The sequence below is a fragment of the Mitsuaria sp. WAJ17 genome (assembly GCF_014174515.1).
GTDB lineage: Bacteria > Pseudomonadota > Gammaproteobacteria > Burkholderiales > Burkholderiaceae_C > Roseateles_B.
Map to the genome: position 1 here is coordinate 25,784 of NZ_JACJUG010000017.1, position 18,813 is coordinate 44,596.

18 protein-coding genes are annotated in these 18,813 nt (G+C 67.8%); 15 read left to right on the plus strand and 3 right to left on the minus strand.

Annotation, left to right across the window (positions count from 1 at the left end):
• The first annotated feature begins 30 nt into the window (after positions 1 to 30).
• Complete coding sequence (locus H5407_RS14785) at positions 31 to 462, plus strand: DUF1841 family protein (protein WP_183105230.1); 432 nt, start codon at positions 31 to 33, stop codon at positions 460 to 462.
• A gap of 65 nt (positions 463 to 527) precedes the next feature.
• Here H5407_RS14785 and H5407_RS14790 read toward each other — a convergent pair whose 3' ends face one another.
• The 3 genes from H5407_RS14790 to flgA all read right to left on the minus strand — a co-directional run bounded on the left by H5407_RS14790 (position 528) and on the right by flgA (position 2,161).
• Complete coding sequence (locus tag H5407_RS14790; RefSeq protein ID WP_183105231.1) at positions 528 to 929, minus strand: hypothetical protein; 402 nt, start codon at positions 927 to 929, stop codon at positions 528 to 530.
• Between the two features lie 61 nt (positions 930 to 990).
• Positions 991 to 1,323, minus strand: a complete 333-nt coding sequence (gene flgM, locus H5407_RS14795; RefSeq protein WP_183105232.1) for a flagellar biosynthesis anti-sigma factor FlgM — start codon at positions 1,321 to 1,323, stop codon at positions 991 to 993.
• Between the two features lie 145 nt (positions 1,324 to 1,468).
• Entirely contained in the window at positions 1,469 to 2,161 is a 693-nt protein-coding gene (gene flgA / locus H5407_RS14800) for a flagellar basal body P-ring formation chaperone FlgA (protein WP_310737654.1), read from the minus strand.
• Positions 2,162 to 2,410: 249 nt separating this feature from the next.
• Between flgA and flgB the strand changes: the two genes are divergently transcribed.
• The 14 genes from flgB (at position 2,411) to H5407_RS14870 (ending at position 18,805) form a co-directional block, all read left to right on the plus strand.
• Positions 2,411 to 2,824, plus strand: a complete 414-nt coding sequence (gene flgB / locus H5407_RS14805; protein ID WP_183105234.1) for a flagellar basal body rod protein FlgB — start codon at positions 2,411 to 2,413, stop codon at positions 2,822 to 2,824.
• 35 nt (positions 2,825 to 2,859) lie between these two features.
• Positions 2,860 to 3,276, plus strand: coding sequence for a flagellar basal body rod protein FlgC (gene flgC, locus H5407_RS14810; protein WP_183105235.1), 417 nt, complete (start codon positions 2,860 to 2,862; stop codon positions 3,274 to 3,276).
• A 17-nt stretch (positions 3,277 to 3,293) separates the two neighbouring features.
• Complete coding sequence (locus H5407_RS14815; protein ID WP_183105236.1) at positions 3,294 to 3,959, plus strand: flagellar hook assembly protein FlgD; 666 nt, start codon at positions 3,294 to 3,296, stop codon at positions 3,957 to 3,959.
• 32 nt (positions 3,960 to 3,991) lie between these two features.
• A complete protein-coding gene (flgE, locus tag H5407_RS14820) occupies positions 3,992 to 5,323 on the plus strand; it encodes a flagellar hook protein FlgE (protein WP_183105237.1) in 1,332 nt (443 codons plus the stop codon).
• 28 nt (positions 5,324 to 5,351) lie between these two features.
• Positions 5,352 to 6,086, plus strand: a complete 735-nt coding sequence (gene flgF / locus H5407_RS14825; RefSeq protein ID WP_183105238.1) for a flagellar basal-body rod protein FlgF — start codon at positions 5,352 to 5,354, stop codon at positions 6,084 to 6,086.
• A gap of 33 nt (positions 6,087 to 6,119) precedes the next feature.
• The gene (flgG, locus tag H5407_RS14830) at positions 6,120 to 6,902 is read left to right on the plus strand and encodes a flagellar basal-body rod protein FlgG (protein ID WP_183105239.1); all 783 of its coding nucleotides are present in this window, start codon (positions 6,120 to 6,122) and stop codon (positions 6,900 to 6,902) included.
• 42 nt (positions 6,903 to 6,944) lie between these two features.
• The gene (locus tag H5407_RS14835; RefSeq protein ID WP_183105240.1) at positions 6,945 to 7,625 is read left to right on the plus strand and encodes a flagellar basal body L-ring protein FlgH; all 681 of its coding nucleotides are present in this window, start codon (positions 6,945 to 6,947) and stop codon (positions 7,623 to 7,625) included.
• A gap of 42 nt (positions 7,626 to 7,667) precedes the next feature.
• Positions 7,668 to 8,774, plus strand: coding sequence for a flagellar basal body P-ring protein FlgI (locus H5407_RS14840; protein WP_183105241.1), 1,107 nt, complete (start codon positions 7,668 to 7,670; stop codon positions 8,772 to 8,774).
• Between the two features lies 1 nt (position 8,775).
• Positions 8,776 to 9,636 carry a flagellar assembly peptidoglycan hydrolase FlgJ gene (gene flgJ, locus H5407_RS14845; protein WP_183105242.1) on the plus strand — a complete coding sequence of 287 codons (861 nt, stop codon included), beginning with the start codon at positions 8,776 to 8,778 and terminating at the stop codon, positions 9,634 to 9,636.
• Between the two features lie 42 nt (positions 9,637 to 9,678).
• Positions 9,679 to 11,679: a flagellar hook-associated protein FlgK gene (gene flgK / locus H5407_RS14850; RefSeq protein ID WP_183105243.1), complete on the plus strand. Its 2,001-nt coding sequence runs from the start codon at positions 9,679 to 9,681 to the stop codon at positions 11,677 to 11,679.
• Between the two features lie 36 nt (positions 11,680 to 11,715).
• Positions 11,716 to 12,927: a flagellar hook-associated protein FlgL gene (flgL, locus tag H5407_RS14855; protein WP_183105244.1), complete on the plus strand. Its 1,212-nt coding sequence runs from the start codon at positions 11,716 to 11,718 to the stop codon at positions 12,925 to 12,927.
• Between the two features lie 19 nt (positions 12,928 to 12,946).
• Positions 12,947 to 14,134 carry an EAL and HDOD domain-containing protein gene (locus H5407_RS14860; RefSeq protein ID WP_183105245.1) on the plus strand — a complete coding sequence of 396 codons (1,188 nt, stop codon included), beginning with the start codon at positions 12,947 to 12,949 and terminating at the stop codon, positions 14,132 to 14,134.
• 111 nt (positions 14,135 to 14,245) lie between these two features.
• Positions 14,246 to 17,950 (plus strand): PAS domain S-box protein, encoded by a 3,705-nt coding sequence (locus H5407_RS14865; protein ID WP_183105246.1) that lies wholly within the window; start codon positions 14,246 to 14,248, stop codon positions 17,948 to 17,950.
• 225 nt (positions 17,951 to 18,175) lie between these two features.
• Positions 18,176 to 18,805 carry a response regulator gene (locus H5407_RS14870; protein ID WP_183105247.1) on the plus strand — a complete coding sequence of 210 codons (630 nt, stop codon included), beginning with the start codon at positions 18,176 to 18,178 and terminating at the stop codon, positions 18,803 to 18,805.
• Positions 18,806 to 18,813 lie beyond the last annotated feature (8 nt).

The window sequence follows — 18,813 nt, forward strand, 5'->3', positions numbered from 1 at the left end:
GGGCAGCCGCCTTGCGGCGACAATGCCGGCATGTTTGCCCCGTCCCAGATCGAAGTCCGCCGGTTCTTCTGCAGCACCTACGCCAAGTGGCGGGACCGCCTGCCCCTGACGCCCATGGAGACCCTGGCGGCGCAGTGGATCGAACAGCATCCCGAGTACCACGCCGAGCTGGCCGACGAGGAGCAGGCTGTCCAGGCGGTCTATACCGTAGAGGAAGGGCGCACCAACCCCTTCCTGCATCTGTCCATGCACCTGAGCATCAGCGAGCAGCATTCCATCGACCAGCCTCGCGGCGTACGCCAGGCCCTGGACTTGCTGGCGGCACGCCGACAGTCCCTGCACGAGGCCCAGCATGTGGCCATGGACTGCCTGGGCACCATGATCTGGGAATCGCAGCGCAGCGGCCGGCCGCCGGACGGCCATGCCTATCTCGAGGCCCTGCGCCACAAGGCCACGCAGTAGACCCGCCGGGCAGCCTGGAAAGCAAAAAGCCACGCTCTGCGTGGCTTTTGCTTTCCAGAACCGGATCAGGCCTGGATGGATCCGCCCAGGCTGCTCTTGCGCTCGTTCTTGCCGCTGGCGCCGTAGACGCCACCCGGCTCGGGCGGGATCAGCACGTCAATCGCGCGATCCAGGGCCGCATTCGCACGGTTCAGGGATTCGCGCTGCGCCGCCACGCGGCCACCGGCCTGCACCAGGCGGTTGCGCAGCTGGGGCGGCACCTTGCCATTGCGGGCGGCCTCCATGAAGCTGTTCATGGCATGGGCCAGGGCTTGGTGCAGAGCCGCAGCATGGGTCTCGATGGCCTGGCTGTCACGGCGCACCAGCGCCTCGCCCAGCAGGTTCAGGCAGTTCTCGACTTCGATCAGCGGCCGCTCCAGATCCTGGCTCAGCGCTTCGGTGTTCTCGGTGGGCGGCAAGGTTTGCATGAGAGGACCCGCCTATGGGCAAGTTGGAGGGTGGGGGGACGCGGTGCGCGGACCCGGCCGTTCAGTGTGCGCCAACGCGGCCGACCATTTCCCGGGCGTTGGCAATCAGCTTGTCGGCGATGGCATCGGCATTGATGCTGAACTTGCCTTCGCTGATGGCCTGGGAAATGCGCTGCACCTTCTCGGCGTCGAAGCTGCCGTCATCAGGCACACCCTGCAACATAGTACTGGCTGTGGTGGACAGCGCGATCTTGGCACTGGCTTCCGGGGCATTTTTCACGCTGCCTGTCTCGGAAGCACCCTTGTTGCGGCCAGCTTCCGCCGTCGCCGGACGCTCGACGCTCTGGCCAAGGCCAGCGGCGGCGAGCTTGTCAGCGTTTTGACCGATTTTCATGATGTTCTCCAAGGACTGAGCTTGAAACCGCCCAGCCTGTTGGACGGTGTATCGGCCATGTCCAGGCGGACTTGAGCCATTTCCTCAACGATAACAGCTGGGCGCCCCGAAGACAGGGGGTCTGGGGGCCTGAAGGGTGCATCGTTCACAACAGGACCTCCACTTCGCGCTCCCCGACGGCCCGACCAGTCACGGTGCGGCCGTTCTCGAAGCGAACACGGACATCCTGGCCGTCCAGGCCCTGGCCCAGGGCCTGGCCTTCCCCGGCAATGGCGAATCCTGCACCGCGGGCGGTCACCTTGACCTGGGTGCCGGCGGCGAACCACTGGCGCTGCTTGAGGCTGCCCGAGCGCAGGGCTTCTCCCGCCTGGACCGGCCGGGCGAGGCTGCGGCCCAGCAGCGCGGCCATGTCGGTGAAAACGCCACCTTGATCGGCGGCAATGTCCACCTCGGCCAGGCGCAAATGCTCGGCGGACAGCGTGGTGCCGTTGTCCAAAGGGCCCGCGGCGACCAGGGCCGGCGCAAAGACGTGGACGGTCAGCGGCAGTGACACGTTCCAGCGGCTGGTGCCCTCGACGCAGCGCAGCCCAATGCGGGAGCGGCCCCACAGCTTCATGCCGGGCAGCAGATAGGGCTCAGCCCTCTGGCAGGGCGCCAGGCGCAGGCGCGGGTCGGCCTGCCCCAGCTCCACCATGACGCGGGCGGAGGCACCGAATTCCCTGTTCAGCTGGCTAGCGGCTTGTTCAGCTGTCTGCTGCAGGGCCTGACGCCAGGGCTCCAGCCCCTGGGACTGCGCTTGCGCCCAGGGCGCACAGCACAGGCCAGGCAGCAGCGCCACCAGCCATCTGGCGGTGCCGAGCAGGAGTCGAGGCCGATTGAACATGATGGGGAGGACTGTAGGCCGCGCCCGCCGCGCCTTTAGCTTGGAAATGAGCAGCAAAGCGCGTTCTTTTCCCGCTCATGTTTGGCGGACCGCCGTCCAACAATGCCCACATCCCGTGCCATGGCGTCGCAAAGGGGCTGGCAACAGGTCTGCCGCACAGGCCGCCAAACCCCTCGATACCCGGCCCCGGCAAGGAGTGCTTCCATGATCAACCGCCTCACCGATTCGCTGAACTTCCAGACCCAGGCCCTGGTGCTGCGGGCTGAGCGCCAGCAGCAGCTGGCCAGCAACATCGCCAATGCGGACACGCCCGGCTACCAGGCGCGCGACTTCGACTTCAGCCGCGCCCTGAAGGAAGCCACCGGCGAGATCGGCACCCCCGGCGCCCTGCAGACCACGCAGAGCCGCCACCTCACCCCCCTGGCTGGTGCGCTGAGCCCGTCCGGCCGCGAATTCGCCATGGCCGCCCAGACCAATCTGGACAGCAACACGGTGGACATGGACCGCGAGCGGGCCAGCTTCGCGGACAACTCGGTGAAGTACGAGGCCACCCTGCGCTTCATCAACAGCAGCGTGCGCACGCAGCTGGACGCGATGAAGTCGCACAACGCGGCCTGAGCCGGCTGAGCTGAGCCCCCAGGCAGGAGAACACCATGTCCATGTTCCAGATCTTCAACGTCTCCGGCAGCGCGGTCAGCGCGCAGAGCCAGCGCCTGAACGTGGTGGCCAGCAACCTGGCCAATGCCGACACCGTGGCCGGCCCGGACGGCCAGGCCTACAAGGCCCGCCAGGTGACCTTCCAGACCCAGCTGATGGGCGCCGGCCAGGACCCGGGTGCCGCCGGCGTGCGCGTCGCCCAGATCACCGAGGACCAGACCCAAGGCCGGCGCGTGCACGACCCCAAGCACCCGCAGGCTGACGCCGAGGGCTACGTGACCTACAGCAACGTCAACAGCGTGGAGGAGATGGTCAACATGATCTCTGCCTCGCGCTCCTACCAGAACAACATCGAGGTCATGACCACGGCGAAGAGCCTGCTGCTCAAGACCCTGCAGCTGGGTCAATCCTGAGCCCGAGGAGCCAAGCCATGGACTACAGCAACGTGATCAGCAACAGCAAGGTGACTGGCAGCAGCGCCAACACCACGCCCAGCGCCGCCAGGCAGGCCCAGGACACCCAGGACCGCTTCCTCAAGATGCTGGTCGCCCAGATGCAGAACCAGGACCCCATGAACCCCATGGACAACGCCCAGGTGACTTCGCAGATGGCACAGATCCAGACCGTCGCTGGCATCAGCAACCTCAACGACAACATCAAGGCCCTGGGCTCGCAGTTCGGTCAGATGCAAGCCCTGCAGAGCATCAACTTGGTCGGCCGCGAGGTGCTGGTGCCCGGCAACAAGCTCAGCTGGAACACGGAGACAGCCAAGGCCCAGGGCTCCTTCGAGATCAGCAGCCCTGCCGACGCCGTCAAGCTGGAGGTGCTGGCACCGTCAGGCGCCGTGGTCGATACCGTACAGCTGGGCGCCCAGGGCGCCGGCGTGCACGACTTCAACTGGAGCTCGGACAAGTTCGATGCGAAGTCCGGCGGCTACAGCTTCCGTATCACCGCCAGCAAGGGCGCCAGCGTCCTTGGCAGCACCAGCTATGCGCACGACAGGGTCATGGCCGTCAATACCGACGGCGGCAAACTGCAACTGCAGCTGCAGACCGTCGGCCTCGTCGATTACAGCAGCGTCAAACGGGTCGACTGACCCCTCGGGCACTTTCTTTCGAAGGACACATCATGGGCTTCCAGCAAGGTCTCTCCGGTCTCAATGCCGCCAGCAAGAACCTCGAGGTCATTGGCAACAACATCGCCAACGCCAACACCTTCGGCGGCAAGTCCTCACGGGCCGAATTCGCCGACGTCTATGCCAGCGCGCTCAACGGCGCGGGCCAGAACCCAGTGGGCATCGGCACCAGCCTGTCCGCGGTGTCACAACAGTTCACCCAGGGCAATATCAGCACCACCGAGAACCCGATGGACATGGCCATCAACGGCTCGGGCTTCTTCCAGCTCAGCGACGAAAAGAACCCGGTCATGTACTCGCGCAACGGCCAGTTCAAGGTCAGCCGCGACGGCTACATCGTCAACAACGCCGGGCTCAAGCTGCTGGGCTATCCGGCCGATGGCACCGGCGTGATCCAGCCGGGCCTGGCCCAGGCCCTGCAGCTGCCCACCGCTGGCATCACGCCGCAGGTCACCAGCGAGATGTCCATGGAGTTCAACCTGGACTCGCGGGCCAAGAGCACGGCTCCCGGCGGCATCGGCACGGGCATGCAGCTCAACGACCCGGCCACCTACAACAACGCCACCTCGATGACGGTCTACGACGCCAAGGGCCAGAGCGTGGCGCTGACCTTCTACTTCCAGAAAAGCGACCCCACCCCGGCGCCGCCCGATCCCAGCTCGACCACGACCTGGAACATCTATGCCACGGCCAACGGCAAGCCGCTGGAGGTCGATGCTCTGGGCGGCGCGACGCCGGTCGATGCCGACGGCAATCCCACCCTGCCCTACACCACCCTGGTCTTCTCGGCCTATGACGGCTCCAAGCCGGTGAGCCCGACCGACAAGATCAACATGGACATCCCCGTGTCCACCAACTCGGCCGGCGCCGTCACGCTGCCCATCAATGGCATCAAGCTGAACATCCTGAAGACCACCGAAGGCGGCTCCAGCTTCGCCGTCACCGACGTGAAGCAGAACGGCTACGCGCCGGGCCAGTTGGCGGGCATCCAGATCGACAAGTCCGGCATCATCATGGCCCGCTACTCCAACGGCCAATCCAAGCCGGCGGGCCAGGTCGAGCTCGCCACCTTCCGCAACACGCAGGGCCTGCAGCCGCTGGGCGGCAATGTCTGGGCGCGAACCTACGCCTCGGGTGACGCCGTGGTGGGCGTGGCCGGTGACGGCAACATGGGTGTGCTGCAGTCCGGCGCGCTGGAGGAGTCCAACGTGGACATGACCGCCGAGCTGGTCAACATGGTCACGGCCCAGCGTGTCTACCAGGCCAATGCCCAGACCATCAAGACGCTGGACCAGGTGCTGCAGACGCTGGTCAACCTCCGCTGATGCCCTCCATTTCTGAGCGAGGACTGCCATGGACCGCATGATCTACCTGTCGATGGCCGGCGCGAAGGCGGCCATGCAGCGCCAGGATGTGCTGGCCAACAACCTCGCCAACGTCTCCACCAACGGCTTCCGGGCCGAGCTGGCGGCCTTTCGCGCCGTGCCCGTGCGCGGCGATGGCGCCAGCACGCGGGCCTTTGCGCTGGAGACGACGATAGGCTACAACCCCGACCCCGGCGTGATCAGCGCCACGGGCCGCAACCTGGACGTGGCCATGCGCGGCGACGCCTGGCTGGCCGTGCAGGGGCTCGACGGCACCGAGGCCTACACGCGGGCCGGCTCGCTGGACGTCAGCAACGAAGGCCTGCTGGTGCTGCGCAATGGCCAGCAGGTGCTGGGCGATGGTGGCCCCATCAACGTGCCGCCCAACAGCGAGCTGAGCATCGGCAACGACGGCACCGTCACCGCCAAGGGACCGACCGGCCGCCCCACGGCCATCGGGCGACTCAAGCTGGTGACGCCCACCGCCGAGACGCCGCTGACCCGCGGCACCGACGGGCTCTTTCGCGCCGCCAACGGCGACTTGCCCGCCGACCAGGCCGCACGTCTGCAGGATGGCGCCCTCGAAGGTTCCAATGTGAGCGCCGTCGAGACCATGGTCAGCATGATTGCCGCCGCCCGACAGTTCGAGCAGCAGATGAAGCTGCTGCAAATCGCCCAGACCCAGGGACAGACCAGCGCCAAGCTGCTGTCCAGCAACAGCTGAGCCTGAGGGCAAGGCCTACAGAAGGACCCCGCCATGATTCGCTCGCTCTGGATCGCCAAGACCGGCATGGAAGCCCAGCAGACGCAGCTGGACAACATCTCGCACAACCTGGCCAACGTGGGCACCAACGGCTTCAAGCGCAGCCATGCGGTGTTCGAGGACCTGATCTACCAGAACCTGCGCCAGAGCGGCGCCAACACCACCGAGCAGACGCAACTGCCCACCGGCCTGCAGCTGGGCCTGGGCGTGCGCACCGTGGCGACCTCGCGCAACTTCAGCCAGGGCAGCCTGCAGCAGACCACCGGCAACTTCGACCTGGCGATCAAGGGCAGCGGCTTCTTCCAGATCCAGATGCCTGACGGCACCACGGCCTACACCCGCGATGGCAGCTTCCAGCTGGACGCCAACGGCCAGGTCGTGACCAACAACGGCTATACGGTGATGCCCGGCATCACCGTGCCGGCCAATGCCCAGAGCGTCACCATCGGCCAGGACGGCACGGTGAGCGTCATGGTGCCCGGTCAGACCCAGCCGCAGACGCTGGGCCAGGTCCAACTGGCCAATTTCGTCAATCCTGCCGGCCTGGAGCCAAAGGGCCAGAACCTCTTCACTGAGACCGCGGCCTCCGGCACGCCCAATGCTGGAGCCCCCAACGCCAACGGCATGGGCGCCATTCAGCAGGGCTTCGTGGAGACATCCAACGTCAACGTGGTCGAGGAACTGGTGCAGATGATCCAGACCCAGCGCGCCTACGAGCTGAACTCCAAGGCCGTGCAGACCTCCGACCAGATGCTGCAAAAGCTGTCGCAGATCTGATGGCGCCGCTGCGTTATTTGCCCGCTGACTGAGAGGTTCCCCATGCGCTCCCGCCTCGCTGCCCTGCCCGTCCTGAGCATCGTCACTCTGCTGGGCGGCTGCGCCAGCTCGATGAAGATGCCCCAGGTCGAGATGCAGAACACGCCCGTCGTGCAGATGCCCGCCGTGCCGCCGCAGGCGGCCCTCAACGGGGCCATCTACCAGGCCGCCAGCTACCGCCCGCTCTTCGAGGACCATCGAGCCCGCCTGGTGGGGGACACGCTGACCGTACAAATCGCCGAGAAAGTCAGCGCCAGCCAGTCCTCCACCAGTGAGTTGGCCAAGAGCGGCGACCTCAGCGGCAGCCTCACCGCCCTGCCCGGCGTCGCGAGCAACAGCTTCGGCCGAGCCTCCGTGGCGGGCAGCTCCTCCAACAAGGCGGCCGGCAAGGGCGCGAACCAGAACACCAACGAATTCACCGGCACGGTGACTGCCATCGTGACTGCAGTGCTGCCCAACGGGCATCTGCTGATCATCGCGGAGAAGCAGATCGGCGTGAACCAGAACGTCGATGTGCTGCGCTTCTCGGGCCAGGTGGATCCGCGCGCCATCCAGCAGGGCAATTCCATCCCCTCCACGGCCATCGCGAACGTGCGCATCGAGCAGCGCGGCCGCGGGGCGCCGGCTGAGGCCCACGGAATAGGCTGGCTGTCGCGCTTCTTTTTGAGTCTTTCGCCGGTCTAAAGTTTTCGCAAAATTGGTCGCAAGGCTACCCCTGCGACCATCATGTCCACCACCACCGTCTTGCGCCTCCTGCTCGCCGCCCTGCTGTTCGCGGCAGGCACTGCCGAAGCGGTGCGCCTCAAGGAAGTCGCCGCCGTCCAGGGCGTACGCTCCAATGCCCTCACCGGCTACGGCCTGATCGTGGGTCTGGACGGCACCGGCGACCAAACCACCCAAGCTCCCTTCACCGGGCAGAGCCTGCAGGCCATGCTGCAGCAGTTCGGCGTCATCCTGCCCCAGGGCGTGACCATGCAGCCGCGCAACATCGCCGCGGTGATGGTGACGGCCCAGCTTCCCCCCTTCGCCCAGCCCGGCCAGACCCTGGACATCGCCGTGTCCTCCATCGGCAATGCCAAGAGCCTGCGCGGCGGCACCCTGATTGCCACGCCCTTGCGCGGTGCCGATGGCCAGGTCTACGCCATGGCCCAGGGCAATCTGGTGGTGGGCGGCGCGGGTGCCTCTGCCGGAGGCGCCAAGGTGCAGATCAACCATCTCAGCGCCGGCCGCATCCCCGCCGGCGCCACCGTGGAGCGCTCGGTGCCCACGCCCCTGGCCCTGGGCGAGGCCATCCAGCTGGACCTGAACTCCGCCGATTTCGCCACCGCCCGGGCCGTGGCCCGCGCCATCAACAAGGCCAAGGGCACGGGCGTGGCCCAGGCCGTGGACGGCCGCGTGGTGCGCGTCAAAGCCCCCACCGACAGCGACGAGCGCGTGGCCTTCCTCGCCGACCTGGAGGAACTGCCCATCGAGATGGCAACCCCGGCGGCCCGCGTGGTGATCAATGCCCGCACCGGCTCGGTGGTGATGAATCAGGCCGTGAGCATCGGCAACTGCGCCGTGGCGCACGGCAACCTGTCCGTCACCATCACCAGCACCCCGCAGGTCAGCCAGCCCGGCGCGCTCAGCGGTGGGCAGACCGTGGTGACAGAAAAGACCGATATCGCGATCCGCCAGGAGCCTGGCCCCTTGATCCAACTGCCCGCAAGCGCCAAGCTCTCGGACGTGGTCAAGGCGCTCAGCGCGCTTGGTGCGACGCCGCAGGACCTGCTGGCCATCCTGCAGGCGATGAAGACCGCCGGCGCCCTGAACGCCGAGCTGGAGGTCATCTGACATGCGATTCAACCCCCCCACCCTCAGCGGCAACAGCCTGAGCACCGACACGCGCTCACTGGATGCCCTGCGCGCCTCGGCGGCGCGCGACCCCAAGAGCCAGATCCGCGAGACGGCCAGGCAGTTCGAGTCCCTCTTCATGCAGGAGGTGATGAAGAGCATGCGCGCAGCCACGCTGTCCTCGGGCATGCTGGACAACGCCGGCTCGCAGATGGGTACCGAGATGCTGGACCAGCAGTTCGCCACCAAGATGACGGGCCTGCCCGGCGGGCTCTCCGACGCCATCACACGGCAGCTGCAGCGCCAGATGGGCGTCAGCGGCGATGCCGACAAGACCGCGGTCACCCAGGCCCTGCCGCAGCTGGCCAGGAAGAACGTAGCCCCGCATGTGCAGGACTTCATCCTCAAGCACGACGGCGCCGCCAAGGAAGCACAGGCCAGCACCGGCATCCCGGCCTCCTTCATGATCGCGCAGGCCGCCCACGAGTCGGGCTGGGGCAAGCGCGAGATCATGAACAAGGACGGCAGCAGCTCGCACAACGTCTTCGGCATCAAGGCCACGCCAGGCTGGACCGGCAAGACCACCGAGGTGCAGACCACCGAGTACATCGACGGCCGCCTGCAGAAGGTCACCGCGAAGTTCCGCGCCTACGACAGCTACGCCGACGCCTTCAAGGACTACGCCAAGCTGCTGAGCAGCAACGACCGCTACAAGGACGTGGTGGCCAAGGCCGGCAAGGGCAATGCCGAGACCTTCGCCCAGGGCCTGCAAAAGGCCGGCTATGCCACCGACCCGGACTACGCCGTCAAGCTGGCGAGAACCATCAACACCACGGTGCGCGTGCAGCGCGCCATGGCCTGAGGCCCGGCGCCTGCGCACCGGACCTGAATCGAGGACAGAACCATGGGCAACTCCGCACTGATGTCACTGGGCATGCGGGCCATGTTCGCCAACCAGGCGGCGCTGCAGGTCATTGGCCAGAACATCTCGAATGCCAACACGCCGGGCTACTCGCGCCAGAGCCTGCAGCTCACCACGCCGGACGGCCAGTACACCGGTGCCGGCTACTTCGGCAAGGGCGTGGTGATCGAGACCGTCACCCGCTCCTACAACGCATTCCTGACCAATAACGCGGCCAGCACCAAGTCCACGGCCTTCATGGACCAGACCAGCCTGGAACAGCTGTCACAGCTGGAGAAGCTCTTCCCGCCGGGCACCCAGGGCCTGGGCTACGCGGCCAGCCAGTTCCTCAATGCCATGGTCGATGTGACCAGCCGGCCCAACGACCCCTCGGCACGCCAAGTGGTGCTGGGCCGCGCGCAGGAGTTGGCCGCGCGCTTCTCCAATGCCGGCGAGCAGCTGCAGCAGCTGCAGGCCGGCGTGGTGAGCGATCTGCGGGCCAACGTGGAAGTGATCAACCAGCTCTCCAAGCAGATCGCAGCCGCCAATGACCAGGTGGCCCGCTCCAGCGGCAACGGACACACGCCCAACGACCTCCTGGACAAGCGCGACCAGCTGATCTCGCAGCTGAGCCAGTACGTGCAGGTGACCACGCTGGCCCAGGACGACGGCACGCTGGGCGTCTTCATCGGCGGCGGCCAGCGCCTGGTGCTGGGCGCCGATGCCCAGCAGCTGCAAGTGACGGCCGATACCTACGACCCGGCCCGGGCCTCGCTGAGCATCATCGACGTCAGCGGCGCCCGCAAGCTGGACGAGTCCATCCTGACCGGCGGCTCACTCAGCGCCCTGCTGCGCTACCAGAACAAGGACATCCAGGACGCCCGCAACCTGATCGGCCAGATGGCCACCGCGCTGGCCACCCGCGTCAACGATCAGCAGGCCCTGGGCTGGACCCTCACCAACCCGCCCGGCAAAGGCAATCCCATCTTCTCGCTGGCGCCCCCACGAGCCCTGCCGGCCGAGACCAACGTGCGCAACCCCGACGGCACCTTCGCCAGCAAGGTGAACCTGACCATCAGCGACGCCAAGCTGCTGCAGGCCAGCTCCTACAAGCTGGAGCCCGATGCCACCTCGCCCGGCATGTACAAGCTGACGCGCCTGTCCGATGGCCTGGAGCGCTCCATCGCGGACGGCGACACGGTCGATGGCTTCATGGTGAAGATCGTCGGCGCGCCGCTGGCCAGCACCGACAGCATGCTGCTGGAGCCCGTGGCCCAGGCCTCGGTGGACATGCGCCGCGTGCTGGACCAGACCACAGGCATTGCCGCCGCCTCGCCTGTCAGCGCCACCACGGACGTCAACAACAAGGGCACGGTCAGCGTGGACGCCATGTACGCGGTCAACAACAAGCTGGACCTCAGCCTGACGCCGGCCCGTCTGGTCTTCGGCGATCCCAACCCGTCGGTGCCCAATGGCGTGGACTACACCATCACCCTGTCCGACGGCAGCACGCTGACGGGCACCTGGACGCCTGGCTCGCCCATCGGCAACGACCCCACGGCCTCGCCGCCCATCGACCTGGGCTTCGAGCTGCGCCTGGTGGGCGTGCCCAAGAAGGACGACGCGGTGGACATCACCACCACCAAGTTCCCCGCCAGCAACAACGGCAACGCCAAGGCCTTCCTGAACATCCAGAAGGAAGCCTTCGTGGGGCAGCGCCTGCTGCCCGACGGCAGCCTGGCCGCGGGCTCGACCATCAACGACGCCTATGCGGCCGCCATGTCCGAGATCGGGGCGCGCGTACAGGGCGCCCAGTACCTGAGCAAGGTGTCCGCGGCAGTGGCAGCCGACGCCGAGACCAGCCGCGCCAGCCAGGCCGGCGTCAATCTCGACGAGGAAGCCGCCCGCCTCATGCAGTACCAACAGGGCTATCAAGCCGCCGCCAAGGTACTGCAGACCGCCCAAACCATCTTTGCCGAGCTGCTCACACTGGCCCAGCGCTGAACCCCGGCCGTCGCAAGCCGCTGAAGGACTCCCGCCATGAGACTCGCCACCATCACCGTCTTTGATGCCGGCATCACCGAGCTGCAGGCCCGCCAGCAGCGCATGCAGGAAGCCCAGCAGAGGTTGACCTCCGGCAAGCGGGTCGAGATGGCCAGCGACGACCCGACTGGTGCCGCCCGGGCCGAGCGTGCGCTGTCCGCCATCGGCCGCGTCGATGCCAACCAGCGTGCGCTGGAGGCCAGTCGCAATGGCATGACGCTGGCGGAAGGCGCCCTGGGCGACGCCAACGAGATCTTGCAGCAGATCCGTGAGACCCTGGTCTCTGCCGGCAACGGCACTTACAGCGACTCGGAACGCAACGGCCTGGCCAACAAGATTGAAGGCCTGCGAGCCCAGCTGCTGTCCATCGCCAACCGCGCCGATGGCAGCGGCGGCTATCTCTTCTCCGGCCAGGGTGCCGGCAACCCGCCCTTCCTGGACACGGCCACCGGCGTGGTCTACAGCGGCTCCTCCGGCCAGATCCAGACCGGCAATCTCGACAACTTTCCCCTCACTGTCGATGGCCGTCAGACCTGGGAGCAGGCCCGCAGCGGCAATGGCAGCTTCGTGACCTCCGCCCTCCCCAACAGCATCACCGCCGGGCCCGCCAAGTCGTGGATCGACTCCGGCCGCGTCATCGACCCAGCCGCACTGACGGGAGACAGTTACAAGATTTCCATCAGTGGTACAGGACCTACAGCCACTTACACAGTGACCGACACGACAACCGGCGGTGTCGTGAAATCTGGCACCTATGTGCCGGGCAAGACCCTGGACTTCGACGGCATGTCCATGACACTGCAGGGCGTGGCCGCCGACGGCGACGAGTTCCAGATCCAGCCTGCCACCAACACGCTGAAGGTCTTTGATGTGCTCGACAAGGCGGTGGCCGACCTGCGCAAGACCAACCGTACGTCCACCGAGATCGTGCAAAGCAACGTCCTGGCATTGCGAGATCTGGACGCTTCCATGGGCAACCTGCAGAATGTGCGCAGCCAGGTCGGTGAACGCCTGAACAATCTGGATGGCACAGAAACCCGCCTGGCGGCGCTGAAGCAGTACAACGAAGCCGAGAAATCGGCCGCGGAAGACCTTGACATGACCCGGGCGATCTCCGATTTCCAGAACCAGCAGACGGGCTACGAAGCCGCCCTCAAGGCCTATGCAACCGTGCAGCGCATGTCCCTCTTCAACTATCTGAACAACTGAACCCAAGCGAAGCGCCTGCATGAGTGAACACCCCATCCTGGGCCAGTTGGCCCTGGGCTATGCGCCCGTCATCGACGCCCAGCGCACGGTCACCGCCACGCGTCTGAGCATCCTGCCCCTGCGCCCCGATGCCCCGCTGGATGGAGTCGCCCTGCTGGCCGCTCTGCAGCCGGCCTTTGGCGAACCGCCCAAGCCCCTGCAGCTCAACCTGATGAGCGAAGCCGGCCTGCAAGGCCTGGCCGCCCTGCCCCTGCCCCCGCAGACCCAGCTGGAATGGCCGGCCTTCATGAGCAGCAGCCCCCAGGCGGCCGAGGCCATCCAGGCCGCGCGCAAGAACGGCACCGGGCTACTGCTCAAGGGCCTCAGCGCCAACCCGATCGCGCCCGAGTTGCGCGGCGCCTTCGGCCGCGTTCAGCTGGACCTGGACGACGCCCGCCGCCTGGGCCTGGCCGCGCTGCAAGGCAAGAACGTGCTGGTCGGCAATGCCCGCGGGGCCAGCGAGATCGATGAAGCCTTCAAGCTGGGCGCATCCCTGGTCGCCGGCAGCCCCGCCATCGATGCCTACGAGGCGCCTCCGGGCGCCGGCAAGCAGGACATCCAGGCCGATCTGCAGGTCATCGTGGAGCTGATGTCCCGGCTGGACCAGGGCGACGATGTCGAGCGCCTGGAGCAAACCCTCAAACGTGATCCCAGCCTGGCCTTCAAGCTGCTGCGCTACATGAACTCGGCCGCCTTCGGCCTGCCTGTGGAAGTCAGCTCCTTCCGCCACGCCATCATGCTGCTGGGCTATGCCCGCCTGAAGCGCTGGCTGGCCCTGCTGCTGGCCACCGCCAGCAAGGACCACGCCATGCGTCCCATCATGTACGCGGCACTGCGCCGTGGCCTGCTGATGGAAGAACTGGCCAAAGGCATGAGCGAGTCCGAGCTGCGGGACGAGATGTTCATCTGCGGCCTGTTCTCCCTGCTGGACCATATGCTCAAGCAGCCCTTCGACAAGCTGCTGCAGTCCATCCCCGTGCCGGAACGCGTGCGCCAGGCGCTGGTCGATCAGACCGGTCCCTACAAGCCCTATCTCGACCTGGTCCATGCCGTCGAGAACGAATCCGCCTTCGACTTCCGCGCCAGCACGGACGCCTTGATGCTGGGCATCGAGGAGGTCAACCTGGCCGTCGTCCGCGCCCTGGGCAAGGCAGCGCAGCTGGAGTGATCCGGCCGCAAGGCCACCTCAGACCCAGGGACGGGCGCTTGTCCTACACTGCGCTCCGTGCCTTCCCAGCTCTCTCTGCTCGCCCAGGACCTGACCGCATTGCGCGGGCTCATGCATGAGCTCAGCGACCCTGTCGTCCTGCTCGGTCGGCGACTGGAGATCGTGGAGGCCAACCCCGCGGCCCAGGCCCTGGATCTGCAGCCGGGGGGCAGCTTGCAGGGCCTGCGAACCGCAGCGGGAACCAAGGTCCTAGACTGGCTCAAGCTGGCCACCCAGGCCCTCAGCGAGGGTCGGCGCGCGCCGGCAGCGCCGACCTGGTCCCTGAACGAACGCCACCGCGCCCAGCTCAAGCTCATCGGGCTGACACCTGAATCCCAGGACGCGGCCTGCTGGATGCTGCATGCCCGCGTCGAAGCCTCGCCCGAATCTCTGCGGCCCGCTCGGGCGGCCCGCACGGTGCTGGGCCGGCATCAGGGCACCGAGGCGGGGGGGCCGGCTCAAGTGCCGGCTCACGTGCCAGGTCATGTGCCGCCCCCCGCAGGCGCGGCCCAGGACCTGCTGCAGCTGTTCTGGCATTCGCCCTTCCCGGCCTTCGTCGAGGACGCCCAGCATCGGCTTCAGTCCGCCAACGAGGCTCTGCTGACCCTGCTGGGCAGGCCGCTGGAATCCCTGCAGGGCCGAGACTTCGCCCAATGGCTGGCGCCTGAGGAACGCGCGCAATGGCGCGAACGCCCGCACAGCCGCGCCCTGGCGCGCAGCCTTGTTCGGGCCGACAGCGCCGCACGCCCCCTGCGCCTGCGCGAGCCAGGAGGCCCCGAGCGCTGGGTGCGCCTGAGCAGCCATCGGCTCCACGATCCCCAGTCGCCCACGCTGACCCTGGTCCTGCTGCAAGACTGCAGCGCCGAGATGCTGGCCCGCGAGCAGACCGACCGCGTGCAGCTGGAAACGGCCCAGTGGCTGGACCTCAGCCCCCTGCCCATGGTGCTCTTCGATGCCCAGGGCCTGCTGCTGCGCCACAACAGCGCCTTCGCCGCCCTGTGCCCGAAGCTGCCCGCCACCCTTCGCGAGGCCGATCCCGGCCTGCAGGCCCTGCTGGGTTGGACTCCGCAAGGCCTGCACCCCGTGCTGCAAGACGGCCAGGGCCTGCTGCTGACCCAGGCCAGCCTGCTGGATCCGCAGGGCCGCACACGCTGGTGGCAGGCCAAGGCCCGCGCCCTGCCCGAGCTGGCGGGCCAGCGCCGAGTGATGGCCCTGCTGGAGGACCGCAGCCTGGAGCAGGAGCGCGACCTGGCCCATCAGCAGCTGGATGCACTGATGGACACCGCCGGCGTCGGGCTGGCCACCTTCCAGCAGGACGCAGGCTGGCTCCGGCCCCGCCCCGGCAAGGGTGGCGCGGCGCCATCCGGCCCCCTGGCCGGCCTGCAGGGTGTGGGGCGGGATATCGTCGAACCCGAGTCCCTGCCCGAGTTCGAGCGCCTGCAGCGGGCGCTCAAGACGGGCGAAAAGGCCGAGGTCCGCTACGCTGTGCGCCACCCCGAGCTGGGCCGACGCTGGCTGCTGACGCGGGTCGAGCCCGGCCAACTGGGCTCGGGCCAGCGCACCACCTCGGTCGTGACCCTGGACATGACTGCGCAGCAGCAGGCGCAGGCACGCAGCGAGCAACTGCTGCACGAGCTCACCACCACCATGGACGGCGCTGGCCTGGGTCTGGCCTATCTGCGCGGGCAGCGCCTGGTGCGCTGCAATCCCGGCTTCGCTCGCATGCTGGGGCACAGCACCCAGCCGGAGGCCGGCACCGGCATCGCCCGGCTGTTCGAGGCCCTGCCCGAGTTGGCCCGGCAGTTGCTGGAGGCCCTGCAGGCCCTGGATCCGCAGCAGCCCTTCGAGGCCGAGTTCCAGCAGGTCGGACCGAACCAGGCGCAGGCACGCTGGCTGTCGCTGAGCCTCAAGGCCGTGCCGGCGGGGCAGTCGATGGAACCCGAGGCCATCGCGGTGATCAGCGACATCAGCCGCCTCAAGAGCCAGCAGGCCCAACTGGAGACCCTGGTGCAGGACCGCGAGCTGATGTTCAGCCTGTCCGACGTGGGCATCGCCATCCTGCGCAACGGCCGCATTGAGCGCGCCAACGAGGCCCTGGCCCAGCTGACGGGCTACCGCATCGAGGAACTGGTGGGCCTGCCCCTGCAGGCGCTCTACGAATCGCAGCATGAATACGAGCACATCGGCCGCCTGACCCAGATGGCCCTGCAGGACAGCGGACTGTGGCGTGGCGAGCGCCGCGTGCGCCGGCGCGACGGCAGCCTGCTGTGGATGCAGGTCAGCAAGCGACTCATGCGCCAGGGTCTGGCCGACGAGGCCCTGATCGCCACCTACGTCAACGTGGACGACCGCTGGCGCGCGCAGCAGTCACTGCTGCTGCAGGCCGAGCGCGAGCGCGCGGTGCTGGACTCGGTGCTGGTAGGCATCGTCACCGTGGGCCGCGGCGGCATCGAATGGATGAACCGCTCGGCACGGCGCATGTTCGGCGGGGACCTGGTCGAGTTCCTGGGCCAGCCCATGAGCATCGTGGCCACTCCCGAGCCCGAGCACCCCTTCCGCCAGACGCATTACCTCGACGAGCTCACGGAAGGCCAGGCCGAGACCTTCGAATGCCGGCTGATGGCCCGCGACGGCCGCGAGTTCTGGGTGGTGGGCAATGCCGTGGTGACAGGTCTTGCCGAGCATGGCCGCCAGCTCACCTACGCCCTGCTGGACATCGAGCGCCGCCGCCAGGCCGAGGCCCAGACCCAGCAGGCCCAAGCCTCCCTGCGCCGCATCATCGAGGCCGCGCCCCTGGCCATCAGCCTGCTGGACGCCCGCAGCCTGCGCCTGGAGAAGATCAACCAGGTGGCGGCGCGCCTGGCCGGCCGCCCTGAGCAGGCCCTGCTGGGTGCGACGCCGGAGGAGCTCTTCGGCGCCGAGCAGGGCAGTGCCATCCGCCAGGACATGGAGGCGGCCCTGCAGACCGACGCCGTCACCCAGCGCGAGTACCCGCTTCGCATGGGCGGCGAGACCCGCATCTGGGACACCCGCTACCTGCACCTGAGCGACGTCAGCCGCCCCGACGGCGCCAGCGAGCCCGAGCAACTGCTGATGGTGGCCAGCGACGTCACCGAACAGCGCGCCGCCGAGGCCGCGCGCCTGGAGGCCGCCATCGCCCAGCGGGAACTGCTGGTGAAGGAAGTGCACCACCGCATCAAGAACAACCTCCAGGGCGTGGCCGGCCTCCTGCAGCAGATCGCCGCGCGCCGCCCCGAGATCAAGGGCGTGATCTCCGAGGCGGTGGGCCAGGTCCAGGCCATCGCCCAGGTCTACGGCCTGCAGGTGGGCGGCACCGGACCGCTGCGGCTCCCCAAGGTGGTGGAGGCCATCACAGGCTCGGTGCAGCGCATGTTCGGCCGGCCCATCCATTGCCACATCGAGGGCAGCATGGCGGCCGAGGCGGCGCGCTGGGCCCTGCCGGAGGCCGAGTCCATTCCCATTGCGCTGACGCTCAACGAGCTGCTCACCAACGCGATCAAGCACAGCGAGGACGCGCCCATCCACTGCCACCTGCGCTGCGAGGCTGACCGGGTCTCGATTCAGATCCTCAACCCTGGCCAGCTGCCGCCCGGCTTCAGCCTGGCCGGCGTGCCCGGCAGCGTGTCGGGCCTGGGCCTGGTGCGTGCCCTTCTGCCCCGCCGCAGCGCCAGCCTGAGCCTGGAACAGCAGGGCCTGCTGGTGTGCTGCACCATGGAGCTGCAGCCGCCCAGCATCACCTGGCTGGCCGCCGACTGAACCGGGCCCCGCGCTTGCCCATGACGGAGACGGTCGCCCTGCGCCCGGCCCTATGCCTGACTAGGGCAATCGTGAAGGCAGGCCAGGCGGCAATTCAGCGACAATGACTGCTTTTGGCCGCCTGGAGGGACCCGGAGCGGCACAGATCACGCAGCTCCTGCGCCGGGGCCGAAAGCGTGGCCAGGCCGGGCGAATCCGGCCACCTTGGGTGGGAGAACGCAGGCAGTGACGAGCAAAGGCAAGATTCTGGTGGTCGATGACGACAGGCTGGTCCTGGCGACGCTGACCCACGGCCTGGTCCAGGCCGGCTATGAGGTCATCGACGCCGACAACGGTGACGATGCCATCCTGCTGGCGCGCGAGCACCGCCCCGAACTGGCCTTGCTGGACATCCGCATGGAAGGCATGAGCGGCTTCGACGTCGCAGCCTATCTGCGCGAGGCCCTGCAGACGCCCTTCATGTTCCTCTCGGCCTTCGCTGACGAGGACACCGTGGCCAAGGTCAAGGAGCTGGGCGCCGTGGCCTACCTGGTCAAACCCCTGGACATCCACCAGATCGTGCCGGCGGTGGAAGCGGCCTTCGCCAATCTGCGGGCCCGCAGCGGCAGCGCCGCAGGTCCAGCCCATGCCATGCCCGAGGCGGCGCCGCGCGTCGAGGCAGCTGACGAGGTGATGGGGCAGACGGTGGCCATGGCCGTGGGTGTGCTGATGCACCGCTACTCCCTGTCTCGCCGCGATGCCTGGGCGCGCCTGCGCCGCATGGCGGCGCTGGAAGGCCGGTCGCTCCAGGACCAGGCTGCGCGCCTTCTTGAAGCGGTGGAGCTCCTGGCCCTGCCCGCGACCGACCAGGCCTGAGGATGCGG

Excerpts from the sequence above, each read along its gene's own strand:
- H5407_RS14785 (WP_183105230.1), top strand. The coding sequence starts at position 31 with ATGTTTGCCCCGTCCCAGATCGAAGTCCGCCGGTTCTTCTGCAGCACC.
- H5407_RS14790 (WP_183105231.1), bottom strand. The coding sequence starts at position 929 with ATGCAAACCTTGCCGCCCACCGAGAACACCGAAGCGCTGAGCCAGGAT.
- flgM (WP_183105232.1), bottom strand. The coding sequence starts at position 1,323 with ATGAAAATCGGTCAAAACGCTGACAAGCTCGCCGCCGCTGGCCTTGGC.
- flgB (WP_183105234.1), top strand. The coding sequence starts at position 2,411 with ATGATCAACCGCCTCACCGATTCGCTGAACTTCCAGACCCAGGCCCTG.
- flgC (WP_183105235.1), top strand. The coding sequence starts at position 2,860 with ATGTCCATGTTCCAGATCTTCAACGTCTCCGGCAGCGCGGTCAGCGCG.
- H5407_RS14815 (WP_183105236.1), top strand. The coding sequence starts at position 3,294 with ATGGACTACAGCAACGTGATCAGCAACAGCAAGGTGACTGGCAGCAGC.
- flgE (WP_183105237.1), top strand. The coding sequence starts at position 3,992 with ATGGGCTTCCAGCAAGGTCTCTCCGGTCTCAATGCCGCCAGCAAGAAC.
- flgF (WP_183105238.1), top strand. The coding sequence starts at position 5,352 with ATGGACCGCATGATCTACCTGTCGATGGCCGGCGCGAAGGCGGCCATG.
- flgG (WP_183105239.1), top strand. The coding sequence starts at position 6,120 with ATGATTCGCTCGCTCTGGATCGCCAAGACCGGCATGGAAGCCCAGCAG.
- H5407_RS14835 (WP_183105240.1), top strand. The coding sequence starts at position 6,945 with ATGCGCTCCCGCCTCGCTGCCCTGCCCGTCCTGAGCATCGTCACTCTG.
- H5407_RS14840 (WP_183105241.1), top strand. The coding sequence starts at position 7,668 with ATGTCCACCACCACCGTCTTGCGCCTCCTGCTCGCCGCCCTGCTGTTC.
- flgJ (WP_183105242.1), top strand. The coding sequence starts at position 8,776 with ATGCGATTCAACCCCCCCACCCTCAGCGGCAACAGCCTGAGCACCGAC.
- flgK (WP_183105243.1), top strand. The coding sequence starts at position 9,679 with ATGGGCAACTCCGCACTGATGTCACTGGGCATGCGGGCCATGTTCGCC.
- flgL (WP_183105244.1), top strand. The coding sequence starts at position 11,716 with ATGAGACTCGCCACCATCACCGTCTTTGATGCCGGCATCACCGAGCTG.
- H5407_RS14860 (WP_183105245.1), top strand. The coding sequence starts at position 12,947 with ATGAGTGAACACCCCATCCTGGGCCAGTTGGCCCTGGGCTATGCGCCC.
- H5407_RS14865 (WP_183105246.1), top strand. The coding sequence starts at position 14,246 with ATGCATGAGCTCAGCGACCCTGTCGTCCTGCTCGGTCGGCGACTGGAG.